Consider the following 17341-nt stretch of genomic DNA (forward strand, 5'->3'; position numbering starts at 1 on the left):
ACCCGATGAACGTCCCGATTGTTCAGGAGTCGTGGTTAACTAAAGGAGCCAGACGGGAAGAGATCCAGTCGGCGATAAACGGCTGGGCATCGCTATTCGGATGGATCCCGTCATCCTGCATCCATTGCGGTTTCAGATAGACCTCCTCCATAAAAAATGGCACCAGAGGTATAGCAAACTCGTTGGCAAGCTGCGGGTAAATAGCGCTAAAGGCCTGATTATACCGACGCCCGTAGTTTGCCGGCAGACGTATTTGCATCAGCAGCGGCTGAGCGTTGGCCGCTTTCACCTCGCTGATTATCTGGCGCAGGCTTTTTTCGATGGCCTGCGGCTGAAAACCGCGCAGGCCATCGTTGCCGCCCAGTTCGATTAATACCCAGCGAGGCTGATGCTGTTTCAGCAGCGCCGGTAGCCGTGCCAGCCCCTGCGGCGCGGTATCGCCACTGATACTGGCGTTTACGACTTTAGTATTTTGCTGGTGCCATTTCGCATCCAGCAAGGCAGGCCAGGCCGCCGTTGCTGACATTCGGTAACCGGCGCTCAGGCTATCACCCAATATCAACAACGTGTCCGCCTGCGCGGCGCGAAAGGCCATCACAGCCAGAAACAGGAAGGGCAAATGCCAGCGGAAAACATTGTTGAAGTTCATCATCTTAGTAAGTCCGTAGGAACGGGTGAGCATCAGCTCTCCATCCTTACCGGAGTTGAGCTGGTTGTCAAACCGGCGCAGACCATTGCCTTAATCGGCGAATCAGGCTCCGGCAAGTCCACCCTGCTGGCGATCCTCGCAGGCCTTGATGACGGCAGCGCAGGGGAAGTTCACCTGTGCGGCCAGCCGTTACACAGCATGGATGAAGAAGCGCGTGCGGCGCTGCGGGCGAAAAACGTCGGCTTTGTGTTTCAGTCATTTATGCTGGTTCCCACCCTTAACGCGCTGGAAAACGTCGAGCTTCCGGCGCTGCTGCGCGGTGAAAACGGCTCATCAAGCCGGGCGCAGGCGAAAGCGTTACTCGAACAGCTTGGCCTGGGGAAACGCCTGGATCATCTTCCGGCACAGCTTTCGGGGGGTGAACAGCAGCGCGTGGCGCTGGCTCGTGCTTTTAACGGACGCCCGGGCGTGTTATTTGCTGATGAGCCAACCGGCAACCTTGACCGCCACACCGGTGACCGTATCGCAGATTTACTCTTCTCGCTAAACCGCGATTTCGCCACGACGCTGATTCTGGTGACGCATGATGAACAGCTCGCCGCGCGCTGTGACCGTCGCCTGCGGCTGCGTGAAGGTCAGCTGTGGGAGGAAGCATGATTGCCCGCTGGTTCTGGCGCGAATGGCGCTCGCCATCGTTATTGATTGTCTGGCTGGCTCTGAGTCTGGCGGTGGCCTGCGTGCTGGCGCTGGGCAATATCAGCGACCGCATGGAGCAAGGGCTTAATCAGCAAAGCCGCGACTTTATGGCAGGGGACCGCGCGCTACGCAGCGCGCGCGAAGTGCCGCAGGCGTGGCTGGAACAGGCAAAAAAAGAGGGGCTTAAAGTCGGCAAACAGCTCACTTTCGCTACCATGACCTTTGCCGGAGATACGCCGCAGCTGGCGTCCGTCAAAGCCGTGGATGAGGTTTACCCGATGTACGGCCAGCTCGACACTAACCCGCCGGGTTTGAAGCCCGAACCGGGCAGCGTACTGCTGGCCCCGCGATTAATGGCGCTGCTTAATCTTAAAGTCGGGGACTCGCTGGAGGTGGGCGACACCACGCTGCGCATTGCGGGGGAGGTGATTCAGGAGCCGGATTCCGGGTTTAACCCATTCCAGATGGCGCCGCGCCTGATGATGAACCTGATTGATGTGGAAAAAACCGGTGCGGTGCAGCCGGGAAGCCGCATCGGCTGGCGGTACAAGTTTGGCGGCACGCCACAGCAGCTCGATAAGTTTGAACAATTTATCCTGCCCCTCCTGAAACCGGAACAGCGCTGGTACGGCCTGGAGCAGGATGATGGCGCGCTTGGCAAATCCCTTGAACGCTCACAGCAATTTTTGCTGCTTTCCGCACTGCTGACGCTGCTGCTGGCGGTGGCTGCCGTCGCGGTGGCGATGAACCACTACTGCCGCAGCCGTTACGATTTAGTGGCGATTCTGAAAACCCTCGGGGCCGGGCGTGCCGCGCTGCGCAAACTGATTATCGGCCAGTGGTTGATGGTGCTGGCGCTGGCGGCGATTGCGGGCGGTGCTGCCGGGTTAGTGTTTGAAGCGGTGCTGATGCGCCTGCTCAAACCCGTGTTACCTGCTGCATTGCCGCCTGCCAGCCTCTGGCCGTGGGTATGGGCTATAGGTTCTATGGCGGTGATTTCGCTACTGGTAGGATTACGGCCTTACCGTCTGCTGCTGGCAACGCAGCCGCTGCGAGTTTTACGCCGTGATGCGGTAGCCAATGTCTGGCCGCTGAAAATTTATCTGCCGTTAGCTGCTGCAGTTGTCATCGCACTGTTGGCCTTGCTGATGGGGGGGAGCACGCTGCTGTGGGCGGTGCTGGCAGGGAGCGTCGTGCTGGCGGCGTTGTGCGGTATTGTCGGCTGGGGCGTGCTGCGTCTGCTTAAAAAGCTGACGCTGAAAAACCTTGCGCTGCGCCTGGCGGTGAACCGCTTGCTGCGCCAGCCGTGGGCTACTTTAAGCCAGCTGGCGGCGTTCTCGCTGTCGTTTATGCTGCTGGCGCTGTTGCTGGTCCTGCGGGGCGATCTGCTCGATCGCTGGCAGCAACAGCTGCCGCCGGAAAGCCCAAACTATTTTCTGCTGAACATTGCCAGCGAACAGGTTCAGCCGGTGAAAGAGTTTTTAGCCGAACACCAGATTATCCCGGAATCCTTCTATCCGATCGTGCGCGTGCGCATGACGGCGATTAACGGAAAATCAACCGAAGGCAACCCGGACGAAGCGCTAAACCGCGAACTGAACCTGACGTGGCAAAGCCAGAAGCCGACGTATAACCCGATTCTTGCGGGTAGCTGGCCGCCAAAAGCAGGCGAAGTTTCCATGGATGAAGGGGTGGCAAAACGGCTGAAGATCAAGCTCGGGGATACCGTTACCTTTATGGGCGATACCCAGGATTTCTCCGCCAAAGTCTCCAGCCTGCGCAAAGTTGACTGGGAAAGCCTGCGGCCAAACTTCTACTTTATCTTCCCGCCGGGCGCGCTGGACAACCAGCCGCAAAGCTGGCTGACCAGCTTCCATCTGGATGGCAAAAACGGCGTGTTAACGCAGTTGAACCGCGAGTTCCCAACGCTCAGCCTGCTGGATATCGGGGCGATTTTACGTCAGGTCGGGCAGGTGCTGGAGCAGGTGAGCCGTGCGCTGGAAGTAATGGTAGTGCTGGTGACGGCCTGCGGCGTGCTGTTGCTGCTGGCGCAGGTGCAGGTGGGAATGCGCCAGCGTCATCAGGAACTTGTCGTATACCGCACGCTGGGCGCCGGGAAACGCCTGCTGCGCACCACATTATGGTGTGAGTTTGCGGTATTAGGCCTGGTTTCCGGGCTGGTGGCGGCGATTGGCGCTGAAACCGCGCTCGCGCTGCTGCAAACTCAGGTGTTTGATTTCCCATGGGAACCCGACTGGCGACTGTGGATAATCCTGCCGTTAACCGGCGCGCTGCTGCTTTCTTTATGCGGCGGTTGGCTGGGGATTCGCTTACTGAAAGGTAAAGCGCTATTCCGCCAGTTTGTCGTCTGATAACGAGGGGCTGGTAAGGGATTTAACGCCAGCCCGCGGCTATTGCTTTACGCGGTACGTTCACGCAGCCAGGCTTCAACCTGGCTGTAGTCGCCACGAAACACAATATTTCCCGCTTTTTTGCTGAGCTGATAGCGGTACATCGGGTCGTAATATTCTTCAAGCAGCGGCGCAAGCCACGCCAGATGCCCTTCCACCGAACCGGTTTTGCGTTGCAGCTCCAGCGCTTTATCCAGATATTGGCTGAACTGGGCAAAACGCTCGATGCCCAGACGGCGACGAATGGCGAACAGGCCGTGATGCAAATATTCACCGTAGTTAAGCCATGCCGTCTCTTCATCGTGTAGCGATAAAAACGCTGCGCTCATCTGCTGAAAATATTCGTATTTTAAGCGTTCCAGACGCTGCTCAAACGGATCTTCAATCACCACAATCGGCGAGCGCAGCATCTGTTCCCTGAAGCATTCCGGGATATGGCGTGAGCCAATCATGCGGCCTTCGTCTTCGACCACCCAGGTCACTTCTGCGTCATCGCTTTTTTTAAGCAAGGTGACGGCAAGGTTATTTTCAAAGTTAGCTTGTGAGGGTTGCTCCACAACCGTGCGGCCAAATGACGAACCTCGGTGGTGCGCCAGCCCTTCAAGATCAACGCCGGTTGGCAGCGTGCGAATCAGGATGGTTTTACCGCCGCCCGTGTTGCCGCTTACCAGAACCATCGGCCAGCGCGAGCGGGTTTCAATCACGTTCATTGCGTAATGGCGCAATGCTTTATAACCGCCTTCAACCAGCGGATAGTTAACGCCTGCATCCCGTAGCCATTGTTGCACCAGGTGCGAACGCATCCCGCCGCGGGCGCAGCACAAATATCCCTGTGGATTCTGGCGGCACGCTTCAAGCCACTTATGCAAACGCGCTTCGCGGATTTCGCCCTGCACCAGGCGGTGGCCCAGTTCTATCGCCGCCTGCTGCCCGCGCTGCTTGTAGCAAGTGCCTACGGCGGCACGCTCGTCATCCGTCATCAGCGGTAAATTCAGCGCGGCAGGCATTGCCCCCTGGCTGAATTCAACCGGAGCACGCACGTCGATCAGCGGGAGATCGGCGCGCAGCAGATGTAGGTAATCTTGAGTATCAGGACGAGCGTTTTGCATAGAAACCTTAAAGCGAGTGAGGCCGAAACGTTGAGGATTGTGCGCTTCAGGGGGCAGAAAAGAAAGAGGGAATGCGGAAGGAGAGTGGTTGGCGGGTAAGCGTAATCGCCACCCGCCGCTGTCATCAGAGCTGACTTTGTGCCCAGGCAATGCCGCTAGCGTATTCCGGCGCAAGCAGCGGGACAAGCGCTTCAAGCGTGGCGCTCAGTCTGCCGGTATCGCCGTCATTGAGGTTGAGATGACCGACTTTGCGACCTTCGCGCACCTCTTTATCGTACCAGTGTAAATGTACCAGCGGCAGTTTCAGCCAGTCGTAATTCAGCGCGGTGCCGATAAGATTGATCATGACGGAAGGTGAGTTAACCACCGGCTGCGGCAGCGGCAAATCAACAATAGCCCGCAGATGCAATTCAAACTGGCTGATGGATGCGCCGTTTTGCGTCCAGTGCCCGCTGTTATGCACGCGCGGCGCCAGCTCGTTAATCAGCAGCCCGCCAGGCGTAACAAAGCACTCCATCGCCATTACGCCAACGTAGTTCAGCTCATGCAAAATAGCCGCAAGCATCGCTTCTGCCTGCTGCTGTTGCTCAACGTTCGCCTGCGGGAAAACCACGCTGGTGCGCAGAATGCCGTCCTGGTGCAGGTTGTGCGTCAGCGGATAAAACACCGTTGTGCCGTCGTGGCCGCGAGCGCCGACTAACGAAACCTCGCCCGAGAAATTAATGCCTTGCTCGACGATGCATTCGCCGTAGCACTCGTCTGGTAGCTGGCCGGTATCTGTAATGCGTAAACGCCACTGGCCGCGCCCGTCATAACCACCTACGCGGCGTTTTACAATTGCCAGTTCACCCAGTTGCTGGAAAACGGCAGGCCATTCATCGCGGCTTGAGAGCAGCTGCCACGGCGCGGTTGCCAGCTCGAGCTTATCGAACAGCTGTTTTTGCGTCAGGCGGTCGGCAATAATTGGGAAGACATCGCGGTTCACAAACGCATTGTGACGCGCCAGCTCGCGGGTGAGGGCGGTTTCCGGCCAGCGCTCAATTTCTGCGGTGATAACGCTCTGTGCGAACGGCACGGCTTCGGGTTCGGCATCAAGACCTACGGGATAAACCGCGATGCCCAGCGGTTCGCCCGCCTGGCGCAGCATTCTGCCTAACTGGCCGTTGCCCAATACGCAAACGCGTTTCATGCTTCACCCCGTGGGTCCGGGTTTTCCAGCACTTCGTCGGTCTGGCTTTGACGCCACGCTTCGAGGCGCTGATTCAACGCTGTATCGTGCAGCGCGAGGATTTGCGCCGCCAGCAGTGCGGCGTTTGCCGCACCCGCTTTACCGATAGCCAGCGTACCGACAGGGATCCCACGCGGCATTTGCACAATGGAATAGAGGCTGTCCACGCCGCTTAATGCCGCGCTCTGAACGGGCACGCCCAGCACCGGAACCAGAGTTTTTGCCGCAATCATGCCCGGCAAATGTGCCGCGCCGCCTGCGCCCGCAATGATTACCTGAAAACCGCTGCTGGCTGCCTGTTCGGCAAAGCTGAAAAGTTTATCGGGCGTGCGGTGGGCGGAAACCACTTCAACATGGTGCGGAACATCAAGGGCGGTGAGGATTTCTGCGGCAAACTGCATGGTGGCCCAGTCACTTTTGGAACCCATGACAATGGCGATACGCGCCGGGGTCTGGTTGGAGGACATGCGTCTCAAAACTCCTGTGGGTATGCAAACATCACCGAACGTGGCTCGGTCGGTCAGAAGGGCTCAGAGAATAGCATGAACATAGAGCAAGGAAAACGGTTGCGTAGGCGGCAAAGCAGCAAAAAGACGCGATATGACTTAAAAATTGAAAGGAATTAATTCGACATCTTCTGGGGTGACTTTAATCATTGACCCCTGGGTATGCCAGGCGCCAAGCACGCAGCGGAATGCGGGGTTGCCATTGGCTGTCAGAGCGTGAATTTCCGGGCGATGGGTATGACCGTGAATCATCCATTGCGCCTGATGGCGCTCGAGGGTGTCGATAACCGCCTGCGGATTGACATCCATAATAGCCATCGATTTACTGCTGTTTGACGCTTTGCTGTCGGCACGCATTTTGGCGGCGACACGTTTGCGGATAAACAGCGGCAGGGCGAGGAACAAACATTGTAGCCACGGCTGGTGGACTTTTTTGCGAAACGCCTGATAACCCTGGTCATCAGTGCAGAGCGTGTCGCCGTGCAGCAGCAGCATTTTACGGCCATACAGGGTAACGATTTTTTCTTCTGGCAGCAGCGTCATGCCGCTTAAACGGGCGAAGCGTTTGCCCAGCAGGAAGTCCCGGTTGCCATGAATAAAGAAGCAGGGCACGCCGGAATCCACCAGATCTTTGATGGCTAATGCCATTTGGCGGTGCAGCGGGTCCGGGTCGTCGTCGCCAATCCAGGCTTCAAACAGATCGCCAAGGATATACAGCGCGTCAGCTTCCCGTGCGCGGCCCGCCAGAAAACGCAGAAAACCGGCAGCGATCGCCGGTTCTTCTGAACACAGATGTAAATCTGCGATAAAAAGCGTTATCGCCATCGGGCGAATTATTCGCTTACGGTTACGCTAGTGATAACCACGTCTTCTTTAGGAACGTCCTGGTGCATACCGCTGCGGCCCGTGGACACGCCTTTGATCTTTTCTACGACGTCCATGCCTTCAACCACTTCGGCAAATACGCAGTAGCCCCAACCTTGCATGCTTTCGCTGCTGAAGTTCAGGAAATCGTTGTCCGCAACGTTAATGAAGAACTGGGAGCTTGCAGAGTGGGGAGCCTGGGTACGAGCCATTGCCAGCGTGCCCTTGGTATTTTTCAGGCCGTTGTTCGCTTCGTTTTGAATGGTGTCTTTGGTCTCTTTCTGCTTCATACCCGGTTCGAAACCGCCGCCCTGAATCATAAAGCCGTTGATCACACGGTGGAAAATGGTGTTCTCGTAGAAACCTTCGCGGCAGTAGTCGAGGAAGTTTTTGACAGTGATCGGCGCTTTATCATCAAAAGTTTTGATTACGATATCGCCGTGATTAGTATGAAAGGTAACCATGCTGTGCATCCTATATTAGTCAGACAGTGTTCCGGCAGACGGTGCCGCGACACAAGGTGGTTGTTATAGCATAACTGCGTCCCGCCCGTCAGCATGCGATAAGCTTGCAAAGCGTGCTGCCTGAAGGAAAAGAATCGGTTAATATAGCCAATTGCACCGTTTTCGACACGCTGACATGGAATCCCCTGATGTTAAAAATCTTCAATACAATGAGTCGCCAAAAAGAGGAATTCAAACCTATTCATGCCGGAGAGGTTGGCATGTACGTGTGTGGTATCACCGTTTACGATTTGTGTCATATCGGGCATGGCCGTACTTTTGTCGCCTTCGACGTGGTCGCGCGTTACCTGCGTTTTCTCGGCTATAAGCTGAAATACGTGCGCAACATTACTGATATTGACGATAAAATCATTAAGCGTGCCAATGAAAACGGCGAGGATTTTGTCGCACTCGTTGACCGCATGGTGGCTGAAATGCACAACGATTTCGACGCGCTGAATATTTTGCGCCCGGATAGCGAGCCGCGAGCCACCAAACATATCCCGGATATCATCGAAATTGTTGAACAGCTTATCGAGCGTAATCACGCCTATGTGGCCAGCAATGGGGATGTGATGTTCTCGGTGGAAACCGATGCGGACTACGGCAAGCTTTCGCGTCAGGATCTGGAGCAGCTGCAAGCCGGCGCGCGCGTGGAAATTGAAGCGAACGTTAAGCGTAACCCGATGGATTTCGTGTTATGGAAAATGTCCAAACCGGGCGAGCCAAGCTGGCAGTCGCCGTGGGGCGAGGGCCGTCCTGGCTGGCACATTGAGTGTTCGGCAATGAACTGCAAGCAGCTTGGCAACCATTTTGATATTCACGGCGGCGGCTCCGACCTGATGTTCCCGCACCACGAAAACGAAATCGCGCAGTCTACCTGTGCCCACGGCGGCGAGTACGTCAACACCTGGATGCACTCAGGCATGGTGATGGTTGATCGCGAGAAAATGTCCAAATCGCTGGGCAACTTCTTTACCGTGCGCGAGGTGCTGAAATATTACGATGCCGAAACCATTCGCTATTTCCTGATGTCCGGCCACTACCGCAGCCAGCTGAACTACAGTGAAGAGAACCTGAAACAGGCGCGTACTTCCCTTGAGCGTTTGTACACCGCGCTGCGTGGAACTGATGCAAGCGTTCAGCCAGCCGGTGGTGCAGAGTTTGAAGCGCGTTTCCGTGAAGCGATGGATGACGATTTCAATACGCCGGAAGCCTATTCCGTGCTGTTCGATATGGCGCGTGAAGTGAACCGTCTGAAAGCTGAAGATCTGGCTGCGGCAAATGGCCTGGCCGCTTCTTTGCGCGTGCTGTCCGGCGTGTTGGGCCTGCTTGAACAAGATCCTGAAGCCTTCCTGCAGGGCGGCGCGCAGTCTGACGACAGCGAAGTTGCCGAAATCGAAGCGCTGATCAAACAGCGTAACGATGCGCGTCAATCCAAAGACTGGGCGCTAGCGGATCGGGCTCGTGACCGTCTGAATGAAATGGGTATCGTGCTGGAAGATGGCGCGCAGGGCACCAGCTGGCGTCGCAAGTAATGGTTATCTAATCAAAAAGTTACGGCTCATCAAATGATGAGCCGTTTTTCATTACGAGTGGCGAATCAGGTAATCAAATGCGCTCAGCGACGCTTTGGCGCCTTCGCCAGTGGCGATAATAATTTGTTTATACGGCACAGTGGTGCAGTCGCCCGCCGCAAACACGCCTTTCACCGTGGTCTCACACTTCGCATCAATAATGATTTCACCCATGCGGTTGCGTTCAACGCTGCCTTCCAGCCAGCTGGTATTTGGCAGCAGGCCGATTTGTACGAAAATCCCCGCCAGTTCAATATCATGTACTTTTTGCGTAACGCGGTCCTGATACTGTAATCCGGTGACTTTGCTGCCGTCGCCTTTCACTTCCAGCGTTTGCGCATTCAGAATAATATCGACGTTTTTCAGGCTGCGAACTTTATTCTGCAACACCTGGTCGGCTTTCATTTCTGGTGCGAATTCCAGCAGCGTAACGTGCTCCACGATACCCGCCAGATCGATAGCCGCTTCCACGCCGGAGTTGCCGCCGCCAATCACCGCTACGCGCTTGCCTTTAAACAGCGGGCCGTCGCAGTGCGGGCAGTAAGTTACCCCTTTGGTGCGGTACTGCTCTTCGCCCGGCACGTTCATGTTGCGCCATTTTGCGCCGGTTGCAATGATGATGCTGCGTGCGCTCAGGGTCGCACCTGAGGCCGTTTGAATTTGGTGCAGTCCGCCCTCGGTTTTCGCCGGGATCAGTTTGCTGGCGCTCTGCGTGTCGATAACGTCAACATCGTAGTCATCAACGTGGGCTTTCAGTGCGCCCGCAAGCTTCTGCCCCTCGGTTTTAGGCACCGAAATATAGTTTTCGATATCAACGGTATCTAACACCTGGCCGCCAAAACGTTCGCCCATCAGGCCGGTACGAATGCCTTTACGCGCGGAGTACACCGCAGCGGCCGCACCTGCCGGGCCGCTGCCGACGATCAGCACATCATAAGCTTCGCGTTTATTCAGCGCTTCTGCCGCGCGTTTCTCCGCGCCGGTATCAATTTTGCCGACGATTTCAGCCAGCGTCATACGTCCCTGGCCGAACTCTTTCCCGTTCAGGAATACCGCAGGGACGCCCATCACGTTGCGTTCCTGAATCTCATTCTGGTACACGCCGCCGTCAATCGCCGTGTGGCTGATGCGCGGGTTCAGCACGCTCATCAGGTTCAGCGCCTGGACAACGTCCGGGCAGTTATGGCAGGAGAGCGAGTAATAGGTTTCAAAATGGAAATCGCCGTCGATTTCACGGATCTGTTCCAGCAAATCCTGCGACTCTTTCGACGGGTGTCCCCCGGTCTGGAGCAATGCCAGCACCAGAGAAGTAAATTCGTGGCCGAGTGGGGAACCCGCAAAGCGTGGACCTTTATCGGAGCCTGGATTGGTAATCAAGAATGACGGTTTACGCACCGGTAAAGCATTATTTATGCTGAACGAAACTTTGTCAGATAACTCTGCGATCTCTGCCAGCAGTTCCTTTATCTCGGCTGATTTTGCACCGTCATCCAGCGTGGCAATCAGCTCAACAGGCTTGGTTAATCGCTCAAGGTAGGCTTTGAGTTGGGTTTTCATGTTGTTGTCGAGCACGGGTAAATCTCCCTGATGGCGAGAAAAAATCGGCTGCAGGCGCAGCCGATAAAATAGCAATAGTGCGGGTAACTTAGATTTTGCCAACCAGATCTAAAGATGGAGCCAGGGTGGCTTCGCCTTGTTTCCATTTAGCCGGGCAAACTTCGCCTGGGTGAGAGGCGACATACTGAGCCGCTTTCACTTTGCGCAGCAGCTCGGATGCGTCGCGGCCGATGCCTTCCGCAGTCACTTCGATAGCCTGAATAATGCCCTGCGGGTCAACAATAAAGGTTCCGCGGTCCGCCAGCCCCTGGTCTTCACGCATGTTTTCGAAGTTACGAGTCAGTGCGCCAGTTGGGTCGCCGATCATCGCGTATTTGACCTTAGCGATAGTTTCAGAGCTGCTGTGCCATGCTTTGTGAGTGAAATGGGTGTCGGTGGAAACGGAATAAATATCCACGCCCAGTTTCTGGAATTCTTCGTAGTGGTCAGCAACATCGCCCAGCTCAGTTGGGCATACAAAAGTAAAATCGGCTGGATAGAAGAAGAAAACGCTCCAGCGGCCTTCTACGTCCTGCTCGGTCACTTCAATAAATTCACCATTTTTAAAAGCGCTGTTTTTGAATGGTTTGATTTTTGTATTAATTAAAGACATCAGTATTTCCTCCGTTTTGCGATGGAGGAAAGATAGCGAAAATGGCGGCCAGGCTCTAATGGGTAGGATGTATCGAATCAAAAGGTAAAGCCTTACAACCCGAGCGACAAATGAAAAAAGCCACCCCGTTGCGGGGGTGGCTTTTATGTTGCGCGTTACAATTCCACTTTAAAAAATCATAACAGCGACGGGATTAAATCACCGATTCGTTCAGGGAATCAATGAGTCGATAGCGATAGCTGTGATAGTTAATGGCTATTAATGGTTTGGTGAAAAAGCCGAGAATTCCGCAATGCAGCACACTTTCATGTCATGGAAATTGCAGGAGTGTGACAACAACGTTAGATTTGTCGCTCAGTGCTAGCTAGCACCGTTATGCGCCACCGGGCGCGTCTATTTTTGAGGGGCAGGCGTTGTCGGAAATGCTTTCAATTGTGTTGTTTGTTGCAGCGATTGCCGTGTACGCCGTTAAAGCAGGCCGTAACGTCTGGTGGTTTAGCGCCATCCTGCTGATTTTGGGGCTTTATATTGTCCTGAACGTCACGTTTCTGGCCAGTGATTATTTTACCGGCGAAGGGATCAACGATGCGGTGCTGTATACCCTGACCAGCAGCCTGACCGGCGCTGGATTGGGCAAATACCTTCTGCCGGGCGCAGGCGTGTTGGTTGCGCTGGTGGCGGTGTTTGGCGGGCTGACCTGGATTTTACGCCAGCGTCAAGGCGCTCCCCATCACTTTGGTTACAGCCTGCTGGCGCTGGTATTGGCGATGGCTTCGGTGGATGCCTCACCGGCATTTCGCCAGCTGACCGAACTGGTGAGATCGCAAACGCGCTCCGTTGATTCTGATTTTGATGTTTATTATAAAGTCCCGCAGGGGACAATTAAAAACCCGCAGCTGAATCTGGTTTATATTTATGGCGAAAGCCTTGAACGTACCTATTTGCAGCCGGAGCTATTTCCAGATTTAGCGCCAGAATTAACCGCGCTGAAAAATGAAGGCGTTGATTTTAGCCATACGGTGCAATTACCAGGCACGGATTATACCATCGCCGGTATGGTCGCCTCACAATGTGGTATTCCATTATTTGCGCCATTTGAAGGAAACTCATCGGCTTCAATGTCGAGCTTCTTCCCGAAGAATATTTGCCTCGGCGATATTCTGAAAGCATCCGGCTATGAAAACTACTTTATGCAGGGCGCCGACCTGCGTTTTGCAGGCAAAGACATCTTTTTGCAGTCTCATGGCTTCGAGCATATGTACGGCGCGCAAGAGTTGAAAACCATGGTAGCTGACCCACAGTATCGCAACAACTGGGGCTTTTACGACGATACCGTACTCAATGAAGTCTTTGAGAAGTATCTTGAGCTGTCAAAAAAGAAGCAGCGCTTCTCACTGTTTACGCTGACCGTTGATACCCATCACCCGGATGGTTTTATTTCAAAAACCTGTTCTCGCCGTCACTATCATTTTGACGGCAAAGAAAATCAGTCGTTTAGCGCGGTAGCCTGTAGCCAGCAACATATCGCCGCGCTTATCGAAAAAATAAAAGCATCACCTTATTTTAAAAATACCGTCATCGTGGTCAGTTCTGACCATCTGGCAATGAATAACAGCGCCTATAAATATCTTAACCAGCACGATCGCAATAACCTGTTCTTTATTATTCGGGGTGATAAACCGCAGACCGATTTATTACCGGTAAAACGCAGCACGCTGGATAACGGCGCAACGGTGCTGGATGTATTAGGCGGTGATAACTACCTTGGCTTAGGGCGCAGCAGCTTCTCTGGGCAGTCGATTGCCACCGTGTTCCTGAACGTTAAAGAAAAAGTGATGGAGTGGAAACCGGACGTCATCGACCTGTGGAACTTCCCGAAAACCATTACCCGGTATGAAATTGACCAGCAGAAAAACACCTTCAGCTACTCCGGCGCGCATTTCAAAATGCCACTGCTGCTGCGTATTCGGGATAAAAAAATAGAGCCGCTGCCGGAAAGTGAATATTCGGCTCCGCTGCGTTATCAGCTGGCTGATTTTAAAGAAAACGATAAATTTATTTGGGCCGATCGCTGCTTCAAAATGGCGCGTTTGTGGGAGCCAAACCTGGCGCTGTCAACCGGCTTATGCGTGGCTCAGGGGCAAATGGGCGGGCAACCCAGCGTGCGTTTAATTGAGCAACAGCAGGAGCAGCATGCGGTTGAGTCTGCGCAGCAGGCTATCGATAAGGCGCGCTTTAAAAAGAATGTGGCGCTGCTGAAAGTGGATGAAAATGCCATTCGTTACCAGGCAAACAGCTTTATTTTTAACGTGCCGGGTGCGCCGCGTGAGGTGAAAGAATTTAGCGGTATTTCGCGTCCTGAAGAGTGGGGGCGTTGGTCGAATGCCAATCTGGCGCCGGAAGTGAAAATTGAATATGCCCAACCGCTGCCGGAGAAATTCGCTCTGGCGATCACGGCTAAAGCCTTTGGCCCGAATATCGGCCAGCCGATGCCGGTGAAAGTGGGAAGCCAGCAGCAAACATTAACGCTCGGCGAAGAGCTCAGGACGATTACGCTGCATTTTGATAACCCCGAGCGCAGTAATCTGCTGGAAATTATTCCGCCGCAGCCGCAGTTATCTAACGAAGGCAATATTCTTGGTCATGAGCCACGGAAATTGGGCATTGGGATAGGGGAGATTAAGGTGCTGCCAGCGGGCTAAAATATTCCTCTGATACGCTTACCGTATATAGAAGCGACAGAAATAGCCCTGCGTTCAGAGGAACGGAAAATTTGTGAAACTTACAGATCTCACCCTGACAGATTGCCAGAGTGAGATGCAAGTTATATAAGAGACGGCCTCGAAGAGAGGGGGTTAGTCTGCTATGCCTAAGGACATTTATAGACGTTCCCGGTCAGGGTAACGTCAGTCTGGCGGCTCATACCGGTACCGTCAAAGGTATTGCCTGAGTGACCTGCCCGTTGGGTGATAATAGACACCACGTTGCCGCCCATATTTGCCGCCTGGTTTTTCAGGTCGTTTCGCGCACCGGTTTCCAGATTGCTGTTTGTGGTCCAGACACCGGCGAGAGCGTTACCCTGGCTGCCGGTAACATCGCCGAGGAACTTACACTCTTTGCCCGGCTCATTATTCGTGACGCGGACGCTCTGAGCCTGCGGGTTTAAATTCTGGGCGCTGCAACCGGCCAGCAGGATCGCCAACGCAATCAGGGTGATCTTTTTCATAGTCTTTCCGGATAATATCATTCAGATTAAATAAGTAATGACCGTGCATAGAAATAACGGAACATTAGATTTACGCTACCACAGCGAGATTAAAATAAACTGATTGAGCAGCCTGGCAAAGCGCTTTCCGATTAGCGTTGACGATGTGTTTAGGAATAAATTCCATCGTTTATTTGATTGGCCGGGTAATTATTATTGCGCGCTGTATTATCAGCGCGCTTAAATCACAGTACGCCCTGGCCCAGCATTGCATCAGCCACTTTCACAAAGCCGGCTATATTCGCTCCGCGAACATAGTGCGTTTGTTTCGCTTCACCGCCGTAATTTACGCAGGCTTCGTGGATATCCAGCATAATATGATGCAGTCGAATATCCACTTTCTCCGCTTTCCAGCCCAGACGCGCCGCATTCTGTGCCATTTCTAGCCCCGATGTCGCCACGCCGCCGGCGTTGGCCGCTTTACCCGGTGCAAACAGCACGCCAGCGTCGAGGAAAAGATTCGTCGCCTCGATGGTCGTGGGCATATTTGCGCCTTCCGCCACCGCTTTTACGCCGTTGGCAATTAGCGTGCGGGCCGCTTCGGTATCCAGTTCATTTTGCGTCGCGCAAGGCAGGGCGATATCCACCGGCACGCTCCACGGCTGCTGGCCTTCAAGATATTTCAGACCGAACTCGCGGGCGTAATCGGCCACGCGGCCGTCGCGGCTGGATTTAATTTCAGCCAGGCGTGCCAGTTTTTCACCAGTAAAGCCTGCTTCGTCGACCACGGTGCCGTTGGAGTCAGACGCGGTAACCACGCGCGCGCCCAGCGATAGCGCTTTTTCGATAGCATATTGCGCCACGTTGCCGGAGCCCGAAACGGCGACGCGCATCCCTTCAAAGCCTGAGCCGTGGCGCTGCAGCATGGCATCGGTGAAGTAAATCAGGCCGTAACCGGTGGCTTCCGGGCGCATCAGACTGCCGCCGAACGACAGCCCTTTGCCGGTAAACACGCAGGCCGAATTGTTGGAGAGTTTCTTCATCATCCCCGCCATAAAGCCCACTTCGCGCCCGCCAACGCCGATATCTCCTGCGGGAACATCGGTATCAGGGCCGAGATGGCGATACAGCTCCAGCATCAGTGCCTGGCAAAAACGCATGATTTCGCCTTCGCTTTTCCCTTTTGGGTTAAAGTCGCAGCCGCCCTTACCCCCGCCCATCGGCAGCGTGGTCAGCGCATTTTTAAAGGTTTGCTCAAAGCCGAGGAATTTCAGAATTGAGAGATTCACCGACGGGTGAAAGCGCATTCCGCCTTTAAATGGCCCGATCGCGGAGCTAAATTGCACGCGCCAGGCGCGGTTAACCTGTACCTGATTATGGTCATCAACCCAGGTGACGCGGAACTGAATCACGCGCTCTGGTTCAACCAGGCGTTCGAGCAGCGCTGCACGGCGGTAGCGCGGATTTTGCTCAAGGAACGGCCAGAGTGTGCTCATCACTTCACGCACCGCCTGCGCGAATTCAGGTTGATGGGGGTCACGCTGTTGTACCGAGTTGAGGAAGGATTCAAGAGAGAGCGAATTATCCATAGCTTGCTAAGACCTTGTTATAAATGTTGTTATAGATGTGTTGTGTTTTTTTGAATATAACATTCACTTATTACCCGGCGGCAAGCATTTTCTATTTATTCTCTCTCCAGCCGCAGTAGCGTAACTAATTGCGTGGAGTGACTTTCCCATACCGCAATGAATTCATGGCCTTTTTTAAAGGGGCCGAGGGCCTGGTTAAGCGTCAGGGTTAATTTCCCGTCATCTATTTTGCTTATTGAAGCGGCGGAAAAGTTAAAATAATGCCCGGCATGGCGAAACAGGGCTTTGAATAAGCTTTCTTTGGCGGAAAAGGCCAGCGTTAAGGCGACATGAAAAGGAAAGGGTGTTGCGCAAATTAATGTTTTTTCAGCGCTATCAATAATAGCGTCGCTAATCTCCCGGGCCACCTCTGGCGCAATAATGTCTTCGATATCAATTCCCACGCCCGATGGCCTGCGGGGATCGTCAGCGATGACCGTGGCCAGCGCCACTTTACCGCTGTGGGTAATACTTCCGCTAAAACCTGGTGGCCAGCAGGGCTCGCGCTGTAAACCCATTCCGGGAACGTAGTCCTTTACGCCGTGAAAGCGCAGCGCTTCACAAGCCGCGATCCTTCCTGCCAGATGCTCTGCCTGGCGTTTTTTAACCGCGCTGGATAAACGGTGGTGGTGGGGCAGCCAGAACAGATCTTCCGGCTGAAAGGTAGCGGTGACAAAATTGACCTGCAAAATGCGCAGGTCAGGGAGAATATCGAAATGGGTGAGCTGGTATTGCATCGCCAAAAGGGAGGAGAAA

At 54.4% G+C, this 17341-nt stretch carries 15 protein-coding genes; 4 read left to right on the plus strand and 11 right to left on the minus strand.

The window, feature by feature from the left end:
* Positions 1–22: 22 nt before the first annotated feature.
* The gene (gene tesA / locus EHN07_RS04890) at positions 23–652 is read right to left on the minus strand and encodes a multifunctional acyl-CoA thioesterase I/protease I/lysophospholipase L1 (protein ID WP_124023070.1); all 630 of its coding nucleotides are present in this window, start codon (positions 650–652) and stop codon (positions 23–25) included.
* Here tesA and ybbA point away from each other — a divergent pair.
* Both ybbA and ybbP read left to right on the plus strand, forming a co-directional pair.
* Positions 620–1306, plus strand: coding sequence for a putative ABC transporter ATP-binding protein YbbA (gene ybbA / locus EHN07_RS04895; protein ID WP_124023071.1), 687 nt, complete (start codon positions 620–622; stop codon positions 1304–1306). The genes tesA and ybbA overlap by 33 nt on opposite strands.
* Complete coding sequence (gene ybbP, locus EHN07_RS04900; RefSeq protein ID WP_124023072.1) at positions 1303–3717, plus strand: putative ABC transporter permease subunit YbbP; 2415 nt, start codon at positions 1303–1305, stop codon at positions 3715–3717. The genes ybbA and ybbP overlap by 4 nt, the downstream gene beginning before the upstream one ends.
* Before the next feature lie 47 nt (positions 3718–3764).
* Here the strand turns inward: ybbP and mnmH are convergent, their stop codons facing one another.
* The 5 genes from mnmH to ppiB all read right to left on the minus strand — a co-directional run bounded on the left by mnmH (position 3765) and on the right by ppiB (position 7927).
* The gene (mnmH, locus tag EHN07_RS04905; protein WP_124023073.1) at positions 3765–4865 is read right to left on the minus strand and encodes a tRNA 2-selenouridine(34) synthase MnmH; all 1101 of its coding nucleotides are present in this window, start codon (positions 4863–4865) and stop codon (positions 3765–3767) included.
* A gap of 124 nt (positions 4866–4989) precedes the next feature.
* The gene (gene purK, locus EHN07_RS04910) at positions 4990–6054 is read right to left on the minus strand and encodes a 5-(carboxyamino)imidazole ribonucleotide synthase (protein ID WP_124023074.1); all 1065 of its coding nucleotides are present in this window, start codon (positions 6052–6054) and stop codon (positions 4990–4992) included.
* A complete protein-coding gene (gene purE / locus EHN07_RS04915) occupies positions 6051–6560 on the minus strand; it encodes a 5-(carboxyamino)imidazole ribonucleotide mutase (protein ID WP_124023075.1) in 510 nt (169 codons plus the stop codon). Before purE ends, purK begins: the two co-directional genes overlap by 4 nt.
* 138 nt (positions 6561–6698) lie before the next feature.
* Entirely contained in the window at positions 6699–7424 is a 726-nt protein-coding gene (gene lpxH / locus EHN07_RS04920) for a UDP-2,3-diacylglucosamine diphosphatase (protein WP_124023076.1), read from the minus strand.
* Between the two features lie 8 nt (positions 7425–7432).
* Entirely contained in the window at positions 7433–7927 is a 495-nt protein-coding gene (gene ppiB, locus EHN07_RS04925; RefSeq protein WP_124023077.1) for a peptidylprolyl isomerase B, read from the minus strand.
* A gap of 188 nt (positions 7928–8115) precedes the next feature.
* On the opposite strand from ppiB, the gene cysS reads away from it, so the two are divergent.
* Positions 8116–9504, plus strand: coding sequence for a cysteine--tRNA ligase (gene cysS, locus EHN07_RS04930; RefSeq protein ID WP_124023078.1), 1389 nt, complete (start codon positions 8116–8118; stop codon positions 9502–9504).
* 51 nt (positions 9505–9555) lie between these two features.
* Here cysS and ahpF read toward each other — a convergent pair whose 3' ends face one another.
* Together ahpF and ahpC are read right to left on the minus strand one after the other, a co-directional pair.
* The gene (ahpF, locus tag EHN07_RS04935; RefSeq protein ID WP_124023079.1) at positions 9556–11115 is read right to left on the minus strand and encodes an alkyl hydroperoxide reductase subunit F; all 1560 of its coding nucleotides are present in this window, start codon (positions 11113–11115) and stop codon (positions 9556–9558) included.
* Positions 11116–11188: 73 nt separating this feature from the next.
* The gene (ahpC, locus tag EHN07_RS04940; protein WP_124023080.1) at positions 11189–11752 is read right to left on the minus strand and encodes an alkyl hydroperoxide reductase subunit C; all 564 of its coding nucleotides are present in this window, start codon (positions 11750–11752) and stop codon (positions 11189–11191) included.
* Positions 11753–12174: 422 nt separating this feature from the next.
* Here ahpC and opgB point away from each other — a divergent pair, with 422 nt between their 5' ends.
* Positions 12175–14454 carry a phosphatidylglycerol--membrane-oligosaccharide glycerophosphotransferase gene (gene opgB, locus EHN07_RS04945; RefSeq protein ID WP_124023081.1) on the plus strand — a complete coding sequence of 760 codons (2280 nt, stop codon included), beginning with the start codon at positions 12175–12177 and terminating at the stop codon, positions 14452–14454.
* A 167-nt stretch (positions 14455–14621) separates the two neighbouring features.
* Here the strand turns inward: opgB and EHN07_RS04950 are convergent, their stop codons facing one another.
* The 3 genes from EHN07_RS04950 to entD all read right to left on the minus strand — a co-directional run bounded on the left by EHN07_RS04950 (position 14622) and on the right by entD (position 17322).
* Positions 14622–14978, minus strand: coding sequence for a DUF4156 domain-containing protein (locus EHN07_RS04950; RefSeq protein ID WP_124023082.1), 357 nt, complete (start codon positions 14976–14978; stop codon positions 14622–14624).
* A 224-nt stretch (positions 14979–15202) separates the two neighbouring features.
* Positions 15203–16546 carry an NADP-specific glutamate dehydrogenase gene (gdhA, locus tag EHN07_RS04955; RefSeq protein ID WP_124023083.1) on the minus strand — a complete coding sequence of 448 codons (1344 nt, stop codon included), beginning with the start codon at positions 16544–16546 and terminating at the stop codon, positions 15203–15205.
* Positions 16547–16641: 95 nt separating this feature from the next.
* Entirely contained in the window at positions 16642–17322 is a 681-nt protein-coding gene (gene entD, locus EHN07_RS04960; RefSeq protein ID WP_124023084.1) for an enterobactin synthase subunit EntD, read from the minus strand.
* Positions 17323–17341 lie beyond the last annotated feature (19 nt).

The organism is Buttiauxella warmboldiae (assembly GCF_003818135.1).
GTDB classification, from domain to species: domain Bacteria; phylum Pseudomonadota; class Gammaproteobacteria; order Enterobacterales; family Enterobacteriaceae; genus Buttiauxella; species Buttiauxella warmboldiae.